Origin of the sequence: Janthinobacterium woesei (assembly GCF_051380875.1) — a bacterium.
Taxonomy (GTDB): domain Bacteria; phylum Pseudomonadota; class Gammaproteobacteria; order Burkholderiales; family Burkholderiaceae_D; genus Janthinobacterium.
This window is the reverse complement of record NZ_JBNYXW010000006.1, coordinates 169,455-187,297: the sequence shown is the minus strand read 5'-3', so window position 1 is coordinate 187,297 and position 17,843 is coordinate 169,455. Positions and strand designations below refer to the sequence as shown.

The following is a 17,843-nucleotide window of genomic DNA, read 5'->3' as shown; positions in this document are numbered from 1 at the left end:
TTTCAGTTTTTACTTCAGTTTTTGCATATATTACACGTACTGCCACACCGCCATTCACTTGTGCTCTCCAGCACCGAGCAGCGCCAGGCTGGCCGCCATGCGCGGCAAATCAAGCACACGGTCGGCGCCAGCGCGTTGCAGGGCGGCGGCAGGCATGATGCCACAGCTGGCCCGCTGCGGATCCTGCACCCAGGCGCTGCCGCCCAGTTGCCGCACGCGCGCCAGGCCCGCCGCGCCATCGGCCGACGCTCCTGTCAGGATGATGGCAAGCATGTCGCGCCGGTAGGCCTGGGCGGCCGTTTCCAGGAAAACATCGATCGCTGGGCGCGAAAAATACACGGGTTCTTCGTGCGACAGCGAAAAACAGCCATCGGGCTCGACTTGCAGGTGATAGTCGGGCGGTGCGAAATAGACGCTGCCGCCTTGCAAGGGTTCCTTGTCTTGCGCTTCGCGCAGTGGCAGCGGGCAACGCCCGGCATACAGCTGCGGCAACTGGCTGGAGCGGCCAGGCGCCAGGTGCAGCACCACCACCACGGCCGCGCGGCAAGTGGCAGGCAAGGCGCGCAGCACGATGCCCAGCGCTTCGACGCCGCCGGCCGAGGCGCCGATGGCGATCAGGCGCAGGCCGGCCGGCGGCGCTGCCACCTCGCTGGTCGGCAGTGTGGCCAGAGCGCTGGACGGCACGCTGGGGGACATGCGATCAGGCACGCTGGTAGATTTTTTCAGCCGCGCACAGCTCGCGGAAGCTGGCGGCATGGCGGCTGAAATGCAGGCTTTCCTTCATGCCCAGTCCCAGGAAGCCGCGGTTCACCAGCGCTTCGTGGAACAGGCCCAGGGCGCGGTCCTGCAAGTCTTTATTGAAGTAAATCATGACGTTACGGCAAGACACCATGTGCACCTCCGAAAACACGCTATCGGTCGCCAGGCTGTGGTCGGCGAAAACAAACTGGCGCCGCAAGCGCCGGTCGAAAATGGCGCCCTTGTAGGCCGCCGTGTAATAGTCGGACAAGGAACGCTTGCCGCCCGCCAGCTGGTAGTTTTCGCTGAACTGGGCGATGCGCTCGATCGCATAAATGCCCGCTTCGGCGGCGGCCAGCGCTTCGACATTGATGTCGGTGGCATAAATCATGCTGCGCTCAAGCAAGCCTTCTTCTTCCAGCAAGATCGCCAGCGACCAGACTTCTTCCCCACTGCTGCAGCCGGCCACCCAGATCTTGATGGAGGGATAGGTGTGCAGGATGGGCACGACTTTTTCGCGCAAGGCACGGAAATACGCGGGATCACGGAACATTTCGCTGACCTGCACCGTGAAGAACTGCAGCATCTGCGCGAACATGGCAGGTTCATGCAAGATACGGTCCTGCAATTGCGACAGGCTGGCGCAGCTGAAGCGCTGCATGGCCTGGCGCATGCGCCGGCGCAGGGAAGCCACCGAATAATCGCGAAAATCATGCTGATACCTCAACAAGATTCCCTCAAGCAATAATTTCAGTTCTATATCGAAAATGTCATCGTCTAGCAATATCCACCTCATCTGATACTGGACCGTGCAACGCCAAGCACTGCGCCACGTATTTCGCCACGCAGTTCACCACGCAGTTCAGCATAGAATGCTAGCAGATCAGCACGAACTATCCCCCAGGAAATGTGGCCGCTTAGTACGCTGGCGTACACTCGGCCATCTTTTTTCACGCATCCACGCCCTTCATGCCCTCATCCGTATAGCGCTCGCCCGCCGCCATGCCCAGCGGAAAGGCGGCGGCGATGGCCGCCAGCTCGGCCGCGTCCAGGCGCAGCTGCAGCGCGCCCAGATTGTCGTGCAAATAGGCGATGCGCTTGGTGCCGGGAATGGGAATGATGTCCGGCCCTTGCGCCAGCAGCCAGGCCAGCGCCAGCTGGGCCGGCGTGCAGCCTTTTTCGCGCGCCATCTGTTTGACCAGTGCGGCGATAGCCTGGTTGCGCGCCAGGTTTTCGGTAGAGAAGCGGGGGTTGAACTGGCGAAAATCCCCCGCCTCGAGGCTGTCCGCCGCCGTAATCGTTCCCGTCAGGAAACCGCGCCCCAGCGGGCTGTAGGCGAAGAAACTGGCACCCACGGCGCGGCAGGCGGCCAGCACGCCCTGTTCCGGCTCGCGCGTCCACAGCGAATATTCGCTTTGCACGGCGGCCACCGGGTGGATCGCGGCCGCGCGCAACAGGGTGGCGGCGCTCACTTCGCACAGGCCCACGGCGCGGATCTTGCCCTCTTGCACCAGTTGCGCCAGCGCCCCCATCGACTCTTCCAGCGGCGTCTCCAGGTTCAGGCGGTGCAAGTAAAACAGGTCGATGCTCTCCACGCCCAGGCGCGCCAGCGACGCCTCGCAGGCCTGGCGAATATATGCGGGAGAATTATCGACGCGGCGCGCATAACTACCCGCCTCGCGCGCCAGGCCGCATTTGGTGGCGATCAGCGCCTGGTCGCGGCGGCCCTTTAAAAAGCGCCCCAGCAATTGCTCGTTGTGGCCAAAACCGTAGGCGTCGGCCGTGTCGAACAGGGTCACGCCAGCCGCCAAGGCCGCCTCCAGGGTGGCCAGTGACTGCGCCTCGTCGGTGGCGCCATAGAATTCCGACATGCCCATGCAGCCCAGGCCCAGTGCCGAGCTGCTCATGCCGCTATTGCCGATGCGTCGTTGTTGCAGTTGCATGTTGATCTCCATCAAGTGTCAATGCAGCCAGTCTAGGCTATGCCAGCGCCTGCTGGAATGAGCGATTTCGTGATACCTTTAAGGTATGAGAGCACTCGATACCCATGCCTTGAGCCTGTTTTGCGCCGTCGCCCGCTGCCTGAACTTCCGACAGGCGGCCGAGCAGTTGCACATGACCCAGCCACCGCTGTCGCGCGCCATCAAGGCGCTGGAAGACAAGCTGGGCACGCGCCTGTTCGAGCGCGACACGCAGGGCGTGGCTCTGACCGATGCGGGGCGCACCCTGCTGCCGCAGGCGCTGCACATCCTCGATTTGCTGGATGCCGCGCAAGCATCCTTGCAGCGCGATGCCGCGCCCGCGCGCCTGCGCCTGGGCCTGACCAGCTCGGTGGAAGCGGGCCTGTTCCGGCCCCTGCTGGCGGCGCTGGAAAAGCAATTGAAAGATATCCGCCTGGAACTGACGTCCGCGCCCTCGCCGCGCCTGGTGGCCGCCGTGCGCAAGGGCCAGCTCGATGCGGCCCTGATCGCCCTACCCAGCGCCACGTTCGCTCTGGCCGTGCAGCCGCTGGCGCGCCAGCCCATGATGCTGGCCCTGCCCGCCGGGCACCGCCTAGCAAGGAAACGCAAGGTCAGCCTGGCCGACATCGCGCATGAGGCCGTCTACTGGTTCGAACGGGCGCGCCAGCCCGCTTTTTTTGATCATTGCCAACAAGTGTTTCGCCGCCACGGTTTCGCGCCCATTTTCTTGCGCGAAGCGCTGGACCACCATGTGCTGCTCAGCGATGTGGCCGCCGGCAAGGGCATGGCCCTGCTGGCCGACTCGTTTCGCGCGCTGCGCTTAGGTGGTGTGGCCTACCGGCAACTGGTGGAAGGCGAGGATCTGGCGGCCGGCATCGGCCTGGCCTGGCAGAAGGAAGACGAGGACTGCCACCTCCATGCCGCCCTGCCCCTGCTGCGCCGGCTGGCAGCGGAACAGTTGAAACGGTGACGCCGCACGCACGCGTGCCAGACGCGCTACCATGGCGCCTTCGCCATTTCGACCACCACGACCATGACATTTACCATCAGCGACGCCGCCTACGCCACCAATACCCCTGAAGCCAAGCACACCATGTACGCCGACCTGCGCTCGCAACTGCAAGGCTTGCTGTCGGGCGAGAGCGATTTCATCGCCAATACCGCCAATTTCAGCGCGCTGGTCTTCAACAGCATGCCCGGCCTGAACTGGGCCGGCTTTTATTTCCTGAAAGGCGATGAACTGGTGCTGGGACCGTTCCAGGGCAAGCCGGCCTGCATCCGCATCAAGAAGGGCCGCGGCGTGTGCGGCACCACCGTAGTCGAAGGCAAATCCATCGTCGTGCAGGATGTGCACGCGTTTCCCGGCCACATCGCCTGCGACGTCAATTCACGCTCGGAACTGGTGGTGCCCATCTTTGCGCAGGGTCAAATCATCGGCGTCTTCGACCTCGACAGCCCCTTGACGGGCCGCTTCGACGAGGTCGACGCGCAAGGCGTGGAATCGCTGGTGCGCGTGCTGGAAGCGGCCATCGCTGAATGACTACCAGGCGCCCGACTTGACGGCGATGAATTCGCCCTTGCCCACCGTCGCCAGGCAGCTGGTGTAGCGATCATCGCAGCGAATGCCGTCAAGGAATGCGGCCATGTCGGCGTAGTGCGAGCTGGCGTTGTCGACCACCAGCACGCCGCCCGCTGCCAGCACGCGGTCCAGCTGCGGCCACCACTGCTGGTATTGCTGGCGGGCCGAATCGAGAAAGATCAGATCGTAGGCGCCATCAAGCGCATCGCGCAGCACCTCGCCCGCGTCGGCCAGCAACTGGCCTATCACGCCCTGCAGTTGCGCCCGCGCAAAGTTGGCGCGCGCCATGTCGAACTTGTCCTGCGCTTTTTCCACCGTCACCACGCCGCCGCCCAGCGCACGCGCCGCGCGCGCCAGCCACAGGGTGGAATAGCCGTTCGAGGTACCGATTTCCAGCACCCGGCGGGCACCACGCGCCTGCACCAGCACGGCCAGCAGTTCGCCCGTGTCGCGCGTGATGTTGAGCATGCGGCTGGACCGCTCCGTGTGCGCCGCGTCATGGGACACACCAAACGCTTCGAGTTCGCTCAACAGGGTATCAATGCTCGGCATGCTGTCTCCTTATGTAAATAAAACGCCAGAATAGCAAAAAAGCTACGCCATCGCGCGGCGCAAGGGGCGCTTCAAGTACTGCACCATCACCACGCCCAGCAGGGTCACGCCGCCGCCGATTACATCGTAACTGTGTAAAGTTTCTCCCAGGAACAGCATGGCGATGATGACGGTGAATACGGGCAGCAGATTCATCAATGTCGTGGCGCGGCTGGGGCCCAGCTTGGCCAGGCCATGCATCCACAGGAACGGGGCGATGATGGAGGCAGGAATACCGGCAAACAGCACCAGCGGCACGCCGGCGCTGGTGACGGGCGGCGCGGACTGGCTCAGGTAGTACACGAACAGCACGGGCACGGCGCACCAGACCTGTATCAGCAGCGAATGCCAGTTATTCAGGGGAATCTTCCAGCGCTTGAGCAGCACACCGTAACCGGCATACGACAGGCAGGCCAGCAGCATCAGGGCGTCGCCGACGGCCAAGCCGTGGGCGATCAGGGCGGCAGGGTCGCCATGGCTGAGCAAGTAGCCGAGGCCCAGCAAGGACACCAGGCCGCCGAAGACCCCGCCCACGGTGGGCGCCTCGCCCAGCAGCAGCACGGATAGGCCGACGGCCAGCAAGGGCATCAGCGACGCCAGGATGCCCATGTTGGTGGCCGTCGTCGTTTGCGCGGCGATGTACGCCAGGCACTGGTACATGACCATGCCCAACATGCCCAGCACAAATAGTTTGCCCAGGTACGGCTTCACCACGGCGCGCTGCTTCCATACGGGGCGGGCAAATACCAGCGCCAGCAGCACGCCGGCCAGCAGCCAGCGGTAGAACGAGATGGCGGCCGGGTCGATCACGCCGACGGCCATCTTGCTGACGATGGTGTTGATGGCCCAGATCAATACGGCGATCACGGGAAACAGATAATGCTTGGCTTTCATGCGGCTGACTCCAGAATTCAATGGTGCCATTTTCGCATAGTCCGATTCCATGGATATAATGAATACCAGACACCGATGCGCGCAAGGAGACAAAATGGCCACCAACCTGCATTTCCCCGCCGTTTCCGAGGCCTTGCCTTATCCCGTGTACTTTCGCCTCGACGACTACCACGCGCACCAGCAGTTCGACTACCAGAGCCATCCATGGGGCCAGCTGACCTACTGCTCCACGGGCGTGATGGAAATGATGGTGGCCGGCCAGCGCTATCTGGCGCCGCCCCAGTATGCCGTGTGGATACCGCCCGAAACCTTGCATGACGGCTATATCCGCCAGGATGTGGTGTTTCAGTCGGCCTACATCGATGCCAGCTTGTGCACGCAATTGCCGGCGCAGCCGTGCGCGCTGGTATTGAGTGCCTTGCTCAAAGCCATCCTCGGCGACTTCGCCGAGCGCGGCATTACCACGCCCACCACGCCAGCCGACCAGCGCATGGCGCAGGTGCTGGTCGACCAGTTGCAACTGGCGCCCAGCAGCAGCAACTATTTGCCGGGCAGCGACGATCCGGTCATCGCGGCGCTGCTGGCCGCCCTGCAGGCGGACCCCGGCAGTGACCGCTCACTGTTTGACTGGGCCGCGCAATTGCATGTCACCGAACGTACCCTGGCGCGCCGCTGCCAGCGCGAGCTGGGCATGCCGTTTGGCGAATGGCGCCAGCGCCAGCGCTTCCTGGCGTCCTTGCCACTGCTGGAAAGGGGCGACACGGTGCAGGCGGTCGCGCTGGAACTGGGCTATAGCACGGCTTCGGCCTTCATCGCCATGTTTCGCCGCCAGAGCGGCAGCACGCCCGACCAGTTCCGCCGTGGCATGCGCTGACAAACGTGGCCAAAGCTGTGCAGCGCATGAATGCTAAAATTCAAACATCTTTCCAGAGAGCAAAAGGACGCGCATGAACCCAAGCACCGATACGGCCACCGACACTGCCGGCAGCGCTGCGCTGCCCGACGTGCCAGAACCGACCGTGACGGCGGCGCCAGCGCCCATCAAGCTCGACAAGGAAGAATCAGCGCAAGACAGCCCCACCGTGCTGGGCAAGCTGCGCACCCTGGTGCAGGACAAGACGCGCTTCGCGCCGCACGACATCACGCCGCTGGGCGAGCAAGACGTCTTGCAGGAGTTCTCGCTGCAGGCAAACTATGCACTCGAAGCGCGCTTCGAGCAGCGCGCCATCAATGGCTACTTCGCGCCGTCCGGCAACGACTGCCGCTGTGGCGCCCAGGAAGTGGGAGCGCTCGCTCACGCGCAGGAAAAGGAACGCCTGCGCCGCGCCGCAGGCAAGCTCGACGCAGCCCTGCACCAGGCAGGCCAGGCCTACAATGGCGTCGAGGCGGGCGTGTACCTGCCGCACGCCGTCAAGTACTGGCACCTCGATACGTGCAACAATTGCACCGGCCGCGGCCGCATCAGCTGCCACACTTGCCAAGGTTCAACCACGGAAACCTGCTGGAGCTGCCATGGCGGGCGCACCGTCAGCTGCGACGCCTACGGCTGCTACGGCAGCGGCAAGGTGTCGTGTTCGTATTGCAGCGGCAGCGGCAGCGTTGCCGAGCAAGTCACCGATTACATCACAGTGCAAGTGCCCACTACCACTTACAGAAACGGCAGTTCGCACACCAGCTACCACAGCGAAACGCGGCCCCAGTACCGCACCCTGCACCGTTCTTGCCATCATTGCAGCTACGGCAAGGTCAGCTGCAACACTTGCCACGGTTCCGGCAACATCCATTGCGGCACCTGCCGCGCCAGCGGCAGCGGCACCTGCCGCACCTGCAGCGGCGCGGGCGACCTGCGCTGCAATCCGTGCGACGCGTCCGGCAAGGTGGGCAATGCGGCGTGGGTCGACGTGCATGTGGCGCCCGGCTACAGCGTCAGCCTGCCCAAGCAGGCGCCCGACGACGCGCGCCGCATCCGCGACAAGGAGAGCGTGCACTCACTGGCAGCCATCGCCAGCAGCCTGGCCCTGGCAAAAGTGAGCATTTACAACGAAGACCAGCCGCAGGAAGTCGACGCCCTGTATGCGGCCAAGCTGCGCATCGTGCGCCTGGACGCCGCCTGCAATACGCAAAAGCACCACCTGGTGGCATATGGCACGGATTTGCGCTGGCTGACCCTGGACGACATCGTGGAAAAGCTGCTGCGCGGCGACCTCAAGGCGCTCAGCGACGCGCTGGCCGGCAGCGCCGACGACGGTCTGTTCTCGGCCCACGTGCAAGGCTTGCTGGCGCCGCTGCGCGACGTGGCCGCGTCCGAATTGAATGCCGACGTGATCGAATCGATCCTCAGTGGCGAGCCGGATCACGCCCACGTCGACGTGGTGTCAAACGACTATGCGCAAAACGTGCGCACCTGCGTGCTGGGCGCGCTGCGCCAGGTCTACACGCGGCTGGCCAAGCAATTCTGGTGGAAGAGCGCGCTGGCCGCACTGGCTGCCGCCATCGCCATCTGGTTCTTCGCCGGGCGCGGCATGGCCGCTGTCGCCGGCCTGCTCGTCACGGGTGCCGGCTACTGGCTGTTCAAGCGCAAGGTCAAGGCCGTGCTCAGCGCGGCGCTGGGCGGCGAGCAGCAAGCCGAGCGCGCCATGCGTATCGCCAGCAAGGGCCGCCGCAACCAGCTGGCCCACGTCCTGATCCTCGCCCCCGCCGGCCTGGCCGTGCTGGCCGCCAGCTATGGCTTGCCCGTGCGCGTACGCCCGCCTTCCGCGCCGCCGCAATCGGCGCTGGCCTCGGTGCCCGTGGCGCCGCACGCGCCAGCCTTGCCAGCGCAAGACGCCAGCATACAAAAGGCCGTCAAGCTGTATGAAAATGGCGACAAGGTACAGGCGCTGGCCATGCTGGAAAGCCTGCTCGGCAAAGGCGACGCCAGTGCGTATGGCCTGTATGGCTGGATGCTGCTGATGGGCGAAGGCCAGCCCGGCCCCGTCACCGTACCGACGGCGCAGCAGCGCGCAGCGCGCCAGGTGGCCGCCAAGCCCCTGATCGGCAAGGGTCTGGTGAAGGGCGACAGCTATGCGCTGGCGGCGAAGGGCGTGATGCTGGCCGAAGGCTGGCAGGAACCGCGCAACATGGCGCGCGGGCTCGACTTGCTGAAACAGGCGGCGCACAAGGGCAATGCGCAAGCCATGCATTTGCTGGGCCTGTACAACGTGCGCGGCGTCCAGATGCCCGTCAATCACAAGGAAGCGCGCAAATGGTTCACCCTGGCCGCCGACAAGGGCAGCGCGGGCGACATCTACAACCTGGGTCTGATGGACTGGGAAGGCGCGGGCCTGAAACGCCCCGACCGCACCAGCGCCATGCAGCGCTGGAAGATCGCCGCCGCCATGGGCGAAGAGCGCGCCATCAAGGCCGTGGCGCAGGGAAAACCTTGAAGAGCACCTGATATGCCTCGCTGGCATAGGGGCCAGCGCGCCGCCTCCATTATCAGACCAGCGGGTCCGGCAAGCCGCTCAGGGTGAAGATTTCAAAGCCCGTTTCCGTCACGGCCAGCGAGTGTTCGAACTGCGCCGACAGCGAGCGGTCTTTTGTGACCGTCGTCCATTTGTCCGGCAAGACCTTGACCTGGTAGCTGCCCACGTTGAGCATCGGCTCGATGGTGAAGATCATGCCCGGTTCGAGCACGATGCCCGTGCCGGCACGGCCGTAATGCAGCACTTGCGGCGTATCGTGGAAGACCTGGCCCACGCCATGGCCGCAAAAGTCGCGCACCGAGGAAAAGCCCTGCGCCTTGGCGACAGCTTCGATGGCGGCGCCCACGTCGCCCAGGGTGGCGCCCGGACGCACGGTGTTGATGCCGGCCATCATCGATTCATACGCCGTGTTGACCAGGCGGTTGGCCAGGATGGAAACGGCGCCCACCTTGAAAGTACGGCTGGTGTCGCCAAACCAGCCGTTGAACTTCGGCGTCACGTCGATATTGAGGATGTCGCCCACTTTCAGGATCTTCGTATCGGACGGGATGCCGTGCGTGACCACGTGATTGACGGAGATGCAGCTGGCGTGCTTGTAACCATGGTAATCGATGGTGCCGGGGATGGCGCCGGCGGCGCGCATGAATTCTTCGCACAGGGCATCGAGCCTGGCCGTCGATACGCCTGGCTTGACGAAAGGCGTGATGTAGTCGAGCGTGTCGGCGGCGATGCGGCCGGCCGCGCGCATGCCGATGAAACCTTCTTCGTCGTGCAGGGGGATTTTCTTGCCGTGTTCAAGCTGGGTGGAATAGCGCATGGTTTTCTTCTTTGTTAGTGTGTAGTGGTGTGAGCGGCCCAGCCGCGCACGGCGTCGTGCGAAGCGCGCAGCATGGCGTCGACACTGGCCGGTATCGGCCGCTCCTGGGTCAGGTAAGGCTTGACGACGGCCACGGGGGCGTCGATCAGCACGAATTTGAGCAGCATGTGATCCAGATCAAGCCCGGTGGTGCCGGGCATGGCTTCGGCGCAGCGCGCAAAGCAGGCGTCGAGCGCCGCCTGCTCTTCTTCCACGGCGGCCAGCAATTGCTCGCTGAGGCCACCATTGAAATCAGGGCTGTCCGCGCATTGCAGCAGGAAGCGCGCATATACGGGCTTGCGCCGGCACCAGTCCAGCAAGCCATGCACGCCGGCCCAGGTATCGCCACCGAGCCAAAGGCTGGCCACCTCCTCGCGGAAGTCGCTTTTCACGCGCAGCCAGGCGCGCGCCAGGATGGCGTTGCGCGAATCGAAGCGGTGATACACGGAACCGATGGGCGCACCGGCCTTGACGGCGATGGCGGCCATCGACACGGCGCCCACGCCGCACTGGGCGGCGACGGCAATGGCGCTGTCGATGAAATTGTTTTCGTTGAATTTAGCTAGTCTGACCATCCCAAATAGAATACAGATTCTATTTGAATCCGTCAAGCACCCCTGCCAAGCCTTAAACCTAGCAACAGGAGTTGCCTTGCTGCCTTACAATGGTATTCACGAACCGCCACAAGGAGAACTCGCTTGCTTACGCCCCCCTTCATTGCCTCCGCCCGCTTCGACGATCCACGCCTGGCTTTGGCCCAAGTGCAAGCCATCTACCGCAGCAGCATCGAACACTTGCGCGTTGCGCTGCAGCGCTTTGTCGCCGGCGAAGACATGCACGAAAGAGCGCGCGCCTGCTATCCCTTCGTGCGCATCCAGACCGACACCGTGGCGCGCGCCGATTCGCCGCTGGCCTATGGTTTCGTGGCCGGCCCCGGCGTGTTTGAAACCACGCTGACGCGCCCCGACCTGTTTGGCGACTACTACCTCGACCAGTTCACCCTGCTGCTGAAAAACCACAACAGCGGCCAGAAGGTCCAGCTGGAAGTGGGCGTCAGCGCGCAGCCCATTCCCGTGCATTTCTCGTTCGCCGAGCATGACCATATCGAAGGCAATATGGATGCTGGCCGCCGCCTGGCCATGCGCGACCTGTTCGACCTGCCCGACCTGGCGGCCATGGATGACGGCATCGCCAACGGCACGCATGAACCGGCGCACGGCGAAGCCCAGCCACTGGCGCTGTTTACAGGCCCGCGCGTGGACTATTCGCTGCAGCGGCTGCGCCACTACAGCGGCACCTCGCCGCAGCACTTCCAGAACTTCGTCCTGTTTACCAATTACCAGTTCTATATCGACGAATTCATTCGCCTAGGCCACGCCATGATGGACCGCGCGCCCGACCCGGCCGCAGCATCGGACGACGACGGCTATATCGCCTTTGTCGAACCGGGCAATGTGGTCACGCGCCGCGTCGGCCAGACCGTCGAAAGCGAGGATGCGCTGGGCGCCGCGCCGCCGCGCCTGCCGCAGATGCCGGCGTACCACCTGCTGCGCGCCGATGGCAGCGGCATCACCATGGTCAATATCGGCGTCGGCCCTGCCAATGCCAAGACCATCACCGACCATATCGCCGTGCTGCGCCCGCACGCCTGGCTGATGCTGGGGCACTGCGCGGGCCTGCGCACCACGCAAAGCCTGGGCGACTACGTGCTGGCACACGCCTACGTGCGCGAAGACCATGTGCTCGACGAAGACTTGCCGCTGTGGGTGCCGATCCCGCCGCTGGCTGAAATCCAGCAGGCGCTGCAAACGGCAGTGGCGGAAATCACCCAGCTGACGGGGCATGACCTGAAACACATCATGCGCACGGGAACGGTGGCCAGCACGGACAACCGCAACTGGGAACTGCTGCCGCAGCGCACGCCAGAGCGCCGCTTCAGCCAGAGCCGCGCCATCGCGCTGGACATGGAAAGCGCGACGATTGCCGCCAACGGCTTCCGCTTCCGCGTCCCTTACGGCACGCTGCTGTGCGTCAGCGACAAGCCGCTGCACGGCGAAATCAAGCTGCCCGGCATGGCCAACCACTTCTACCGCGAACGCGTCGACCAGCACCTGCGCATCGGCATCCGCGCCGTCGAACTGCTGCGCCGCCAGGGCGTGGACAGGCTGCACAGCCGCAAGCTGCGCAGCTTCGCGGAAGTGGCCTTCCAATAAAAAACGGCGCCTGCTTTACATGCAGGCGCCGTTTTTTCATGCACGACCGCTTACAGGAAGCGGTCGAGTATCTTGCGCGTGTTTTTGTCGATGCCGAACATGTCACGGATCAAAAAGTGGATGCCGTGGTTATCGGCGATCAGCAGCGACGCAGCGCCGATGCGGCGGATGTCTTCTTCGCCTTTCAGCACGAATTGCGTCACGCCCCGGTCCGTATCGACATGCCAGGTGCATGGCGTGGCGAAGCTGCTGACGCTTTTCACGCGCACAATTTCAGGCATGAACTCGCGCCCTTCCAGCTCTTCCTTCACCAGCGTACGGTTCGGCTCGGGCAGCGCATCGACATGCTCGATCCACGCCACTTCCTTGCCGTTGCCCAGTACCAGTGAAATACCTTCATCGGGCGACTGGATGGGAAAGGCACGCACCGGCGCCACGCCCTCAAAGAGCTGGCCGTCTGCATCCGTCATCACCAGCTTGCCGAAACTGTCGCGGCTTAATGTAAAAGTTGTACTGGCCATGCTTATTCCTTGTCATCCAGGGCGAGCTCGTTGTTGCGCGCCTGTGCTTCGTAGAGGCGGAAATAGGCGCCCTCTTTCGCCATCAGCTCGTCGTGGCTACCCACTTCGACAACCTGGCCACGGTCCAGCACCACCAGGCGGTCGGCGCGGTGCAGCGTCGACAAACGGTGGGCAATGGCGATCGTGGTGCGGCCCTGCACCAGGTTGTCGAGCGCCTTCTGGATTTCCTTCTCCGTTTCCGAGTCCACCGACGATGTCGCTTCATCCATGATCAGGATGCGCGGGTCGATCAGCAAGGCGCGGGCAATCGAGATGCGCTGGCGTTCGCCGCCAGACAGTCCCTGGCCACGTTCACCCACCATCGAATCGTAGCCTTGCGCCAGGCGCAGGATGAATTCGTGGGCGTGGGCGGCGCGCGCCGCGGCGATGATTTCCTGGCGCGTCGCGTGCGGCTTGCCGTAAGCGATATTTTCCGCGATGGTGCCGAAGAACAGGAACGGCTCCTGCAGCACCAGGCCGATATTGCGGCGGTAGTCGGAGACGGCAAACGAACGGATATCCACGCCGTCGAGCAAAATTGCGCCTTCCGAGACGTCATAGAAACGGCAGATCAGGTTGACCAGCGTGCTCTTGCCCGAACCGCTGTGGCCCACCAGGCCGATCATCTCGCCCGCCTTGATATTGAGGGTGACGCCGCGGTTGACGGCGCGGTTGCCATAGCGGAAACCGACTTCGCGCAAGTCGATCCGGCCTTCGATCTTGTCCAGCTTGACCGGTTGCGCCGGTTCCGGCACGCTCGACACGTGGTCCAGGATGTCAAAGATGCGCTTGGCGGCAGAAGCTGATTTTTGCGTCACGGAAACGATGCGGCTCATGGAGTCGAGGCGGCCATAGAAACGCGTGCTGTAGGCGATGAAGGCGGTCAGCACGCCGACGGTGATTTCGCCGCGCGATAACTGCCAGATACCGAAGCACCAGATGACCAGCAAACCCATCTCGGTCAGGAAGGAAACGGTGGGCGAAAACAGCGACCAGACCTTGTTCAATTTATCGTTGACGGCCAGGTTGTGCGCGTTGGCCTCGCGAAAGCGCGCCGCTTCGCGTTTTTCCTGTGCAAACGCTTTTACGACGCGGATGCCGGGAATGGTATCGGCCAGCACGTTGGTCACTTCGCTCCACACGCGGTCGATCTTTTCAAAGCCCGTGCGCAAACGGTCGCGCACCAGATGAATCATCCAGGCGATGAAGGGCAGCGGCGCCAGGGTCATGATGGCCAGCCACGGGTTCATCGACCATAAAATGATGCCGGTCATGATGATCATCAACACGTCGGAGGCGAAATCGAGCAAATGCAGCGAGAGGAAGACGCAGATACGGTCGCTGCCGCTGCCGATACGCGCCATCAGGTCGCCCGTGCGCTTGCCGCCGAAAAATTCCAGCGACAGTTTCATCAGATGTTCATACGTGGCCGAGCGCAGGTCGGCGCCCATGCGCTCGGACACCAGGGCCAGCACATACGTCTTCCACCAGCCCAGCAGCCAGGCCAGCAGGGCCGAGCCCAGCAAGCCGCTCATGTAATACACCACCAGCCACGGATCGATATGCTTGCCATTTTGATATGGTATCAGCACATTATCCATCAGCGGCGCCGTCAGGTAGGGCGGAATCATGTGCGCGGCCGTGCTCAGCAGCATCAACATGAAGCCCAGCGCCAGCTGGCCACGGTAGGGATGGGCAAAACGCCACAGGCGGAACAGGGTCCAGGTGGACGGTGGCGTATACAGCACCTTGGCGCAGATCGGGCATTCTTCCTGCTCCGGCTCCAAAGGCGCCTTGCAGCTCGGACACACTTCCTGCTCCGCTTCCAGCACGGGCTGGCCCGTCAAATGGCTGTCGAGGCGCTCGATGAACTGCTCCAGCACGCGGATCGCATGCAGGTTTTGGCCCAGGGTGAAGCGCCACGAGGCCAGGCGGCCGTGGTCGTCGAACAATTCCAGGTGGCCCACGCCGGCATGGTCGTGGTGCGTCAGGCGCAGTCCGGGACGGAAAGACCAGCTTTCCCACGTGCTTTCGCCTGGCGAACGGGCCAGCAAACGCTTCTCGGTGACAACAATTATGCCTTTTGTGAAACGTAATCGCGCATCGAGGTCAACCTCAACGCTACTTAAAACGTTCTCCCCTGGAGAAAGCTTGCTTTCCACTTCCGCCAGCCAGTGTTCCGGCAGCGATGTGAGGGGGATAGTTGTTGCAGGAACACTCAGTTCAGTTGTCATCGTAAAGCATACTCCGGCTCGAGGCCAAGCCCTTCAAAGGGCGGGATTTTGGGGATGGGGCAAGTGCCCGATCAATGTTTGTGTACTGCGCGATGGCGGGGTAGATGCACCAGTGGCAATTTCCTGTATTGTATCGAATGGATGCATGCCAGTAAGGAATGGATAGCAAAACGGCGCAAAAAAACGCTTGATCGCCGCAGGAAATGCCGCCAGGCAGGCGCGGCGCTTTTGCAACGCTGCGCAAGGGCTGAAGTGTACAACAGTTGGCCGTTGCGCAAATGTCTCTCGCCAGCCACGGGACGGTGTGTTTTTAGCAATAATCGCAACATTTAGTAACAATTAGAATGACAACACCTGCAGAATACGAGAGGCAAACGCGACAAGAGACCGCTAAAAGTGGCACACTGCGCATACCCGGGATAAAGAACCAAGCACGAGCCTGAAAAGTCTCTGTAAAGCCAACATAAAGTATCTGGCGCCAAGACGCCTGGCTTGTTATCAAGAAACCACTTACATGATCAAGAAGAAGAACATCGAATTTGTCCGCGTCACCCACTTGCGCGGCCCCAACATCTGGACTTACCGCCCGGTGATTGAAGCCTGGGTCGACATTGGCGAACTGGAAGACTATCCATCCAATACCTTGCCCGGCCTGTACGAGCGGCTCGTCGCATGGCTGCCCGGCATGATCGAGCACCGCTGCGGCGTGGGCGAACGGGGCGGCTTTTTCGAACGCCTGCGCGAAGGCACGTGGTCGGCCCACGTGCTCGAACACGTGGTGCTGGAGCTGCAAAACCTGGCAGGCATGCGCACCGGCTTCGGCCAGACGCGCTCGACCAGCCAGCGCGGCGTCTACAAGATGGCCTTCCGCACGCGTGAAGAGCACGTGGGCCGCGCCGCCCTGGCCACCGCGCGTGAACTGCTGATGGCCGCCATCAACGATGAAGCCTTCGACCTGGAAGCGGCCCTGGTGCCCCTGCGCGACATGGTCGATGATCGCTGCCTGGGCCCGAGTACGGCCAGCATCGTCGATGCCGCCACCGAACGCAGCATCCCTTCGCTGCGCCTGAACGACGGCAACCTGGTGCAACTGGGCCATGGCGCCGCGCAGCGCCGCATCTGGACGGCCGAAACGGACCGTACCAGCGCGATTGCCGAAGGCATCGCCAGCGACAAGGACTTGACCAAATTCCTGCTCAAGTCGTGCGGTGTACGCGTGCCCGAAGGCAGCCTGGTGCGCAGCGCCGAGGCGGCCTGGGAAGAGGCGCAGGATATCGGCGTGCCCGTCGTCGTCAAGCCGTATGACGGCAACCATGGCCGCGGCGTGTCCTTGAACCTGATGACGGAAGCGGACGTGAAGGCCGCCTATGCACTGGCGGCGCGCAAGGGCGACAGCTCGGCCGTGCTGGTGGAAAGCTTCATCACGGGCGACGAACACCGCTTGCTCGTCGTCGGCAACAAGCTGATCGCCGCCGCCAAGGGCGAATCGCTGTGGGTCGATGGCGATGGCGTGTCCACGGTGCTGGAACTGGTCAACACGCAGATCAATATCGACCCACGCCGCGGCGAAGGCGAAGATTTCCCACTGGGCACCGTCAAGCCGCACGAATCGGCCGAAATCGTGCTCGAACTGCAGCGCCAGGGCATGACCGCCCTGTCCGTGCCGCAGGCGGGCCAGAAAGTGCTGATCCAGCCGAACGGCAACGTCTCCATCGACGTCACCGACGACGTGCATCCATCCGTCGTGCATGCGGCGCTGCTGGCTGCGCGCGTGGTGGGCCTCGATATCGCCGGCATCGACCTGGTGACGACTGACATCACGCGGCCGCTGGAAGAGCAGCGCGGCGCCATCATCGAAGTCAATGCCAGCCCAGGCTTGCTGGCGCACATCAAGCCGGGCGTGGGCCAGCCCCGCCCTGTCGGCGCGGCCATCGTCGAGCACCTGTTCACACCCGAAGAAACGGGCCGCATTCCGCTGATCGGCGTGACGGGCACGCGCGGCGCCAGCCTGATCGTGCGCATGCTGTGCAAGTTGCTCAATCTGTCGGGCCTGCACACGGGCGCCGTCTGCAGCGAAGGCATGTACCTGGACCAGCGCCGCGTCGTCAGCAGCGATTGCGTGAACTGGGACGCGGGCCAGCGCCTGCTGCTGAACCGTACCGTGCAAACGGCCCTGTTCGAGAGCAATCCACGCATGATCCTGGCCGAAGGCCTGGCTTACGACAAATGCCAGATCGGCATCGTCACGGACATGGGCAGCCTCGATAGCGTCAAGGATTTCGACGTGCTCGACGCGGCCGGCCTGTACAAGGTCGTGCGCAGCCAGGTCGACGTGGTCGTGCCGAGCGGCGTGGCCGTGCTCAACGCAGCGAACCCGCAAGTGCTGGAACTGGCCGAGCTGAGCGACGGCACGGTGACCCTGTATGCGCAGGATGGCAGCCTGCCCGCCATCACGGCGCAGCTGGCCGCCGGCCAGCGCGCGGTGTTCGTGCGCGACAACCACATCGTGCTGGCCGAAGGCGCCATCGACACCGTGCTGCTATGCCTGGACTTGCTGAAGCCGGCCACCGCCGGCAATGTCGACAGCGTGCTGGCAGTAGCGGCCGCCGCCTGGGCGCTGAACCTGCCGGTCGACCTGATCTGCGCCGGTTTGCGCACCTTTGATGCCGCGCCTGGCTGTATCGGGAATTAACCCCACAGGCACAGGCAAAGCAGCACCCAAGCCCGGCTACGGCCGGGCCCACAAGAACACA

At 63.5% G+C, this 17,843-nt stretch carries 15 protein-coding genes; 6 read left to right on the top strand and 9 right to left on the bottom strand.

What is annotated here, in order from left to right; translation table 11 throughout:
- Positions 1 to 54 precede the first annotated feature (54 nt).
- The 3 genes from ACQ4W6_RS08530 to ACQ4W6_RS08520 form a co-directional block, all read right to left on the bottom strand.
- On the bottom strand, positions 55 to 696 hold the full coding sequence (locus ACQ4W6_RS08530; protein WP_436566753.1) for a chemotaxis protein CheB: 642 nt from the start codon (positions 694 to 696) through the stop codon (positions 55 to 57).
- 4 nt (positions 697 to 700) lie between these two features.
- Complete coding sequence (locus ACQ4W6_RS08525) at positions 701 to 1,534, bottom strand: CheR family methyltransferase (protein WP_436566752.1); 834 nt, start codon at positions 1,532 to 1,534, stop codon at positions 701 to 703.
- Positions 1,535 to 1,688: 154 nt separating this feature from the next.
- Positions 1,689 to 2,681 (bottom strand): aldo/keto reductase, encoded by a 993-nt coding sequence (locus tag ACQ4W6_RS08520; RefSeq protein WP_436566751.1) that lies wholly within the window; start codon positions 2,679 to 2,681, stop codon positions 1,689 to 1,691.
- A gap of 85 nt (positions 2,682 to 2,766) precedes the next feature.
- On the opposite strand from ACQ4W6_RS08520, the gene ACQ4W6_RS08515 reads away from it, so the two are divergent.
- Complete coding sequence (locus ACQ4W6_RS08515) at positions 2,767 to 3,669, top strand: LysR family transcriptional regulator (protein ID WP_436566750.1); 903 nt, start codon at positions 2,767 to 2,769, stop codon at positions 3,667 to 3,669.
- 63 nt (positions 3,670 to 3,732) lie between these two features.
- Positions 3,733 to 4,239, top strand: coding sequence for a GAF domain-containing protein (locus ACQ4W6_RS08510; protein WP_436566749.1), 507 nt, complete (start codon positions 3,733 to 3,735; stop codon positions 4,237 to 4,239).
- Here the strand turns inward: ACQ4W6_RS08510 and ACQ4W6_RS08505 are convergent, their stop codons facing one another.
- A complete protein-coding gene (locus ACQ4W6_RS08505; RefSeq protein WP_436566748.1) occupies positions 4,240 to 4,830 on the bottom strand; it encodes an O-methyltransferase in 591 nt (196 codons plus the stop codon). It lies immediately after the preceding gene.
- A gap of 42 nt (positions 4,831 to 4,872) precedes the next feature.
- On the bottom strand, positions 4,873 to 5,763 hold the full coding sequence (locus ACQ4W6_RS08500; RefSeq protein ID WP_436566747.1) for a DMT family transporter: 891 nt from the start codon (positions 5,761 to 5,763) through the stop codon (positions 4,873 to 4,875).
- Between the two features lie 94 nt (positions 5,764 to 5,857).
- Between ACQ4W6_RS08500 and ACQ4W6_RS08495 the strand changes: the two genes are divergently transcribed.
- Both ACQ4W6_RS08495 and ACQ4W6_RS08490 read left to right on the top strand, forming a co-directional pair.
- Positions 5,858 to 6,637: an AraC family transcriptional regulator gene (locus ACQ4W6_RS08495; protein WP_436566746.1), complete on the top strand. Its 780-nt coding sequence runs from the start codon at positions 5,858 to 5,860 to the stop codon at positions 6,635 to 6,637.
- A gap of 73 nt (positions 6,638 to 6,710) precedes the next feature.
- The gene (locus tag ACQ4W6_RS08490) at positions 6,711 to 9,188 is read left to right on the top strand and encodes a tetratricopeptide repeat protein (protein ID WP_436566745.1); all 2,478 of its coding nucleotides are present in this window, start codon (positions 6,711 to 6,713) and stop codon (positions 9,186 to 9,188) included.
- A 52-nt stretch (positions 9,189 to 9,240) separates the two neighbouring features.
- Here the strand turns inward: ACQ4W6_RS08490 and map are convergent, their stop codons facing one another.
- Together map and ACQ4W6_RS08480 are read right to left on the bottom strand one after the other, a co-directional pair.
- On the bottom strand, positions 9,241 to 10,044 hold the full coding sequence (gene map, locus ACQ4W6_RS08485; protein WP_436566744.1) for a type I methionyl aminopeptidase: 804 nt from the start codon (positions 10,042 to 10,044) through the stop codon (positions 9,241 to 9,243).
- Positions 10,045 to 10,058: 14 nt separating this feature from the next.
- A complete protein-coding gene (locus tag ACQ4W6_RS08480) occupies positions 10,059 to 10,658 on the bottom strand; it encodes a TetR/AcrR family transcriptional regulator (protein WP_436566743.1) in 600 nt (199 codons plus the stop codon).
- 123 nt (positions 10,659 to 10,781) lie between these two features.
- On the opposite strand from ACQ4W6_RS08480, the gene ACQ4W6_RS08475 reads away from it, so the two are divergent.
- Positions 10,782 to 12,296, top strand: a complete 1,515-nt coding sequence (locus ACQ4W6_RS08475) for an AMP nucleosidase (protein WP_436566742.1) — start codon at positions 10,782 to 10,784, stop codon at positions 12,294 to 12,296.
- A 50-nt stretch (positions 12,297 to 12,346) separates the two neighbouring features.
- Here the strand turns inward: ACQ4W6_RS08475 and ACQ4W6_RS08470 are convergent, their stop codons facing one another.
- Together ACQ4W6_RS08470 and ACQ4W6_RS08465 are read right to left on the bottom strand one after the other, a co-directional pair.
- A complete protein-coding gene (locus ACQ4W6_RS08470; RefSeq protein ID WP_436566741.1) occupies positions 12,347 to 12,817 on the bottom strand; it encodes a cyanophycin metabolism-associated DUF1854 family protein in 471 nt (156 codons plus the stop codon).
- 2 nt (positions 12,818 to 12,819) lie between these two features.
- Positions 12,820 to 15,090: a cyanophycin metabolism-associated ABC transporter gene (locus ACQ4W6_RS08465; protein WP_436566740.1), complete on the bottom strand. Its 2,271-nt coding sequence runs from the start codon at positions 15,088 to 15,090 to the stop codon at positions 12,820 to 12,822.
- Between the two features lie 514 nt (positions 15,091 to 15,604).
- On the opposite strand from ACQ4W6_RS08465, the gene ACQ4W6_RS08460 reads away from it, so the two are divergent.
- The gene (locus ACQ4W6_RS08460) at positions 15,605 to 17,782 is read left to right on the top strand and encodes a cyanophycin synthetase (RefSeq protein ID WP_436566739.1); all 2,178 of its coding nucleotides are present in this window, start codon (positions 15,605 to 15,607) and stop codon (positions 17,780 to 17,782) included.
- The last annotated feature ends 61 nt before the right edge of the window (positions 17,783 to 17,843 follow it).

Excerpts from the sequence above, each read along its gene's own strand:
- ACQ4W6_RS08495 (WP_436566746.1), top strand. The coding sequence starts at position 5,858 with ATGGCCACCAACCTGCATTTCCCCGCCGTTTCCGAGGCCTTGCCTTAT.
- ACQ4W6_RS08490 (WP_436566745.1), top strand. The coding sequence starts at position 6,711 with ATGAACCCAAGCACCGATACGGCCACCGACACTGCCGGCAGCGCTGCG.
- ACQ4W6_RS08500 (WP_436566747.1), bottom strand. The coding sequence starts at position 5,763 with ATGAAAGCCAAGCATTATCTGTTTCCCGTGATCGCCGTATTGATCTGG.
- ACQ4W6_RS08520 (WP_436566751.1), bottom strand. The coding sequence starts at position 2,681 with ATGCAACTGCAACAACGACGCATCGGCAATAGCGGCATGAGCAGCTCG.
- ACQ4W6_RS08505 (WP_436566748.1), bottom strand. The coding sequence starts at position 4,830 with ATGCCGAGCATTGATACCCTGTTGAGCGAACTCGAAGCGTTTGGTGTG.
- ACQ4W6_RS08525 (WP_436566752.1), bottom strand. The coding sequence starts at position 1,534 with ATGAGGTGGATATTGCTAGACGATGACATTTTCGATATAGAACTGAAA.
- map (WP_436566744.1), bottom strand. The coding sequence starts at position 10,044 with ATGCGCTATTCCACCCAGCTTGAACACGGCAAGAAAATCCCCCTGCAC.
- ACQ4W6_RS08530 (WP_436566753.1), bottom strand. The coding sequence starts at position 696 with ATGTCCCCCAGCGTGCCGTCCAGCGCTCTGGCCACACTGCCGACCAGC.
- ACQ4W6_RS08510 (WP_436566749.1), top strand. The coding sequence starts at position 3,733 with ATGACATTTACCATCAGCGACGCCGCCTACGCCACCAATACCCCTGAA.
- ACQ4W6_RS08480 (WP_436566743.1), bottom strand. The coding sequence starts at position 10,658 with ATGGTCAGACTAGCTAAATTCAACGAAAACAATTTCATCGACAGCGCC.
- ACQ4W6_RS08515 (WP_436566750.1), top strand. The coding sequence starts at position 2,767 with ATGAGAGCACTCGATACCCATGCCTTGAGCCTGTTTTGCGCCGTCGCC.
- ACQ4W6_RS08470 (WP_436566741.1), bottom strand. The coding sequence starts at position 12,817 with ATGGCCAGTACAACTTTTACATTAAGCCGCGACAGTTTCGGCAAGCTG.
- ACQ4W6_RS08460 (WP_436566739.1), top strand. The coding sequence starts at position 15,605 with ATGATCAAGAAGAAGAACATCGAATTTGTCCGCGTCACCCACTTGCGC.
- ACQ4W6_RS08465 (WP_436566740.1), bottom strand. The coding sequence starts at position 15,090 with ATGACAACTGAACTGAGTGTTCCTGCAACAACTATCCCCCTCACATCG.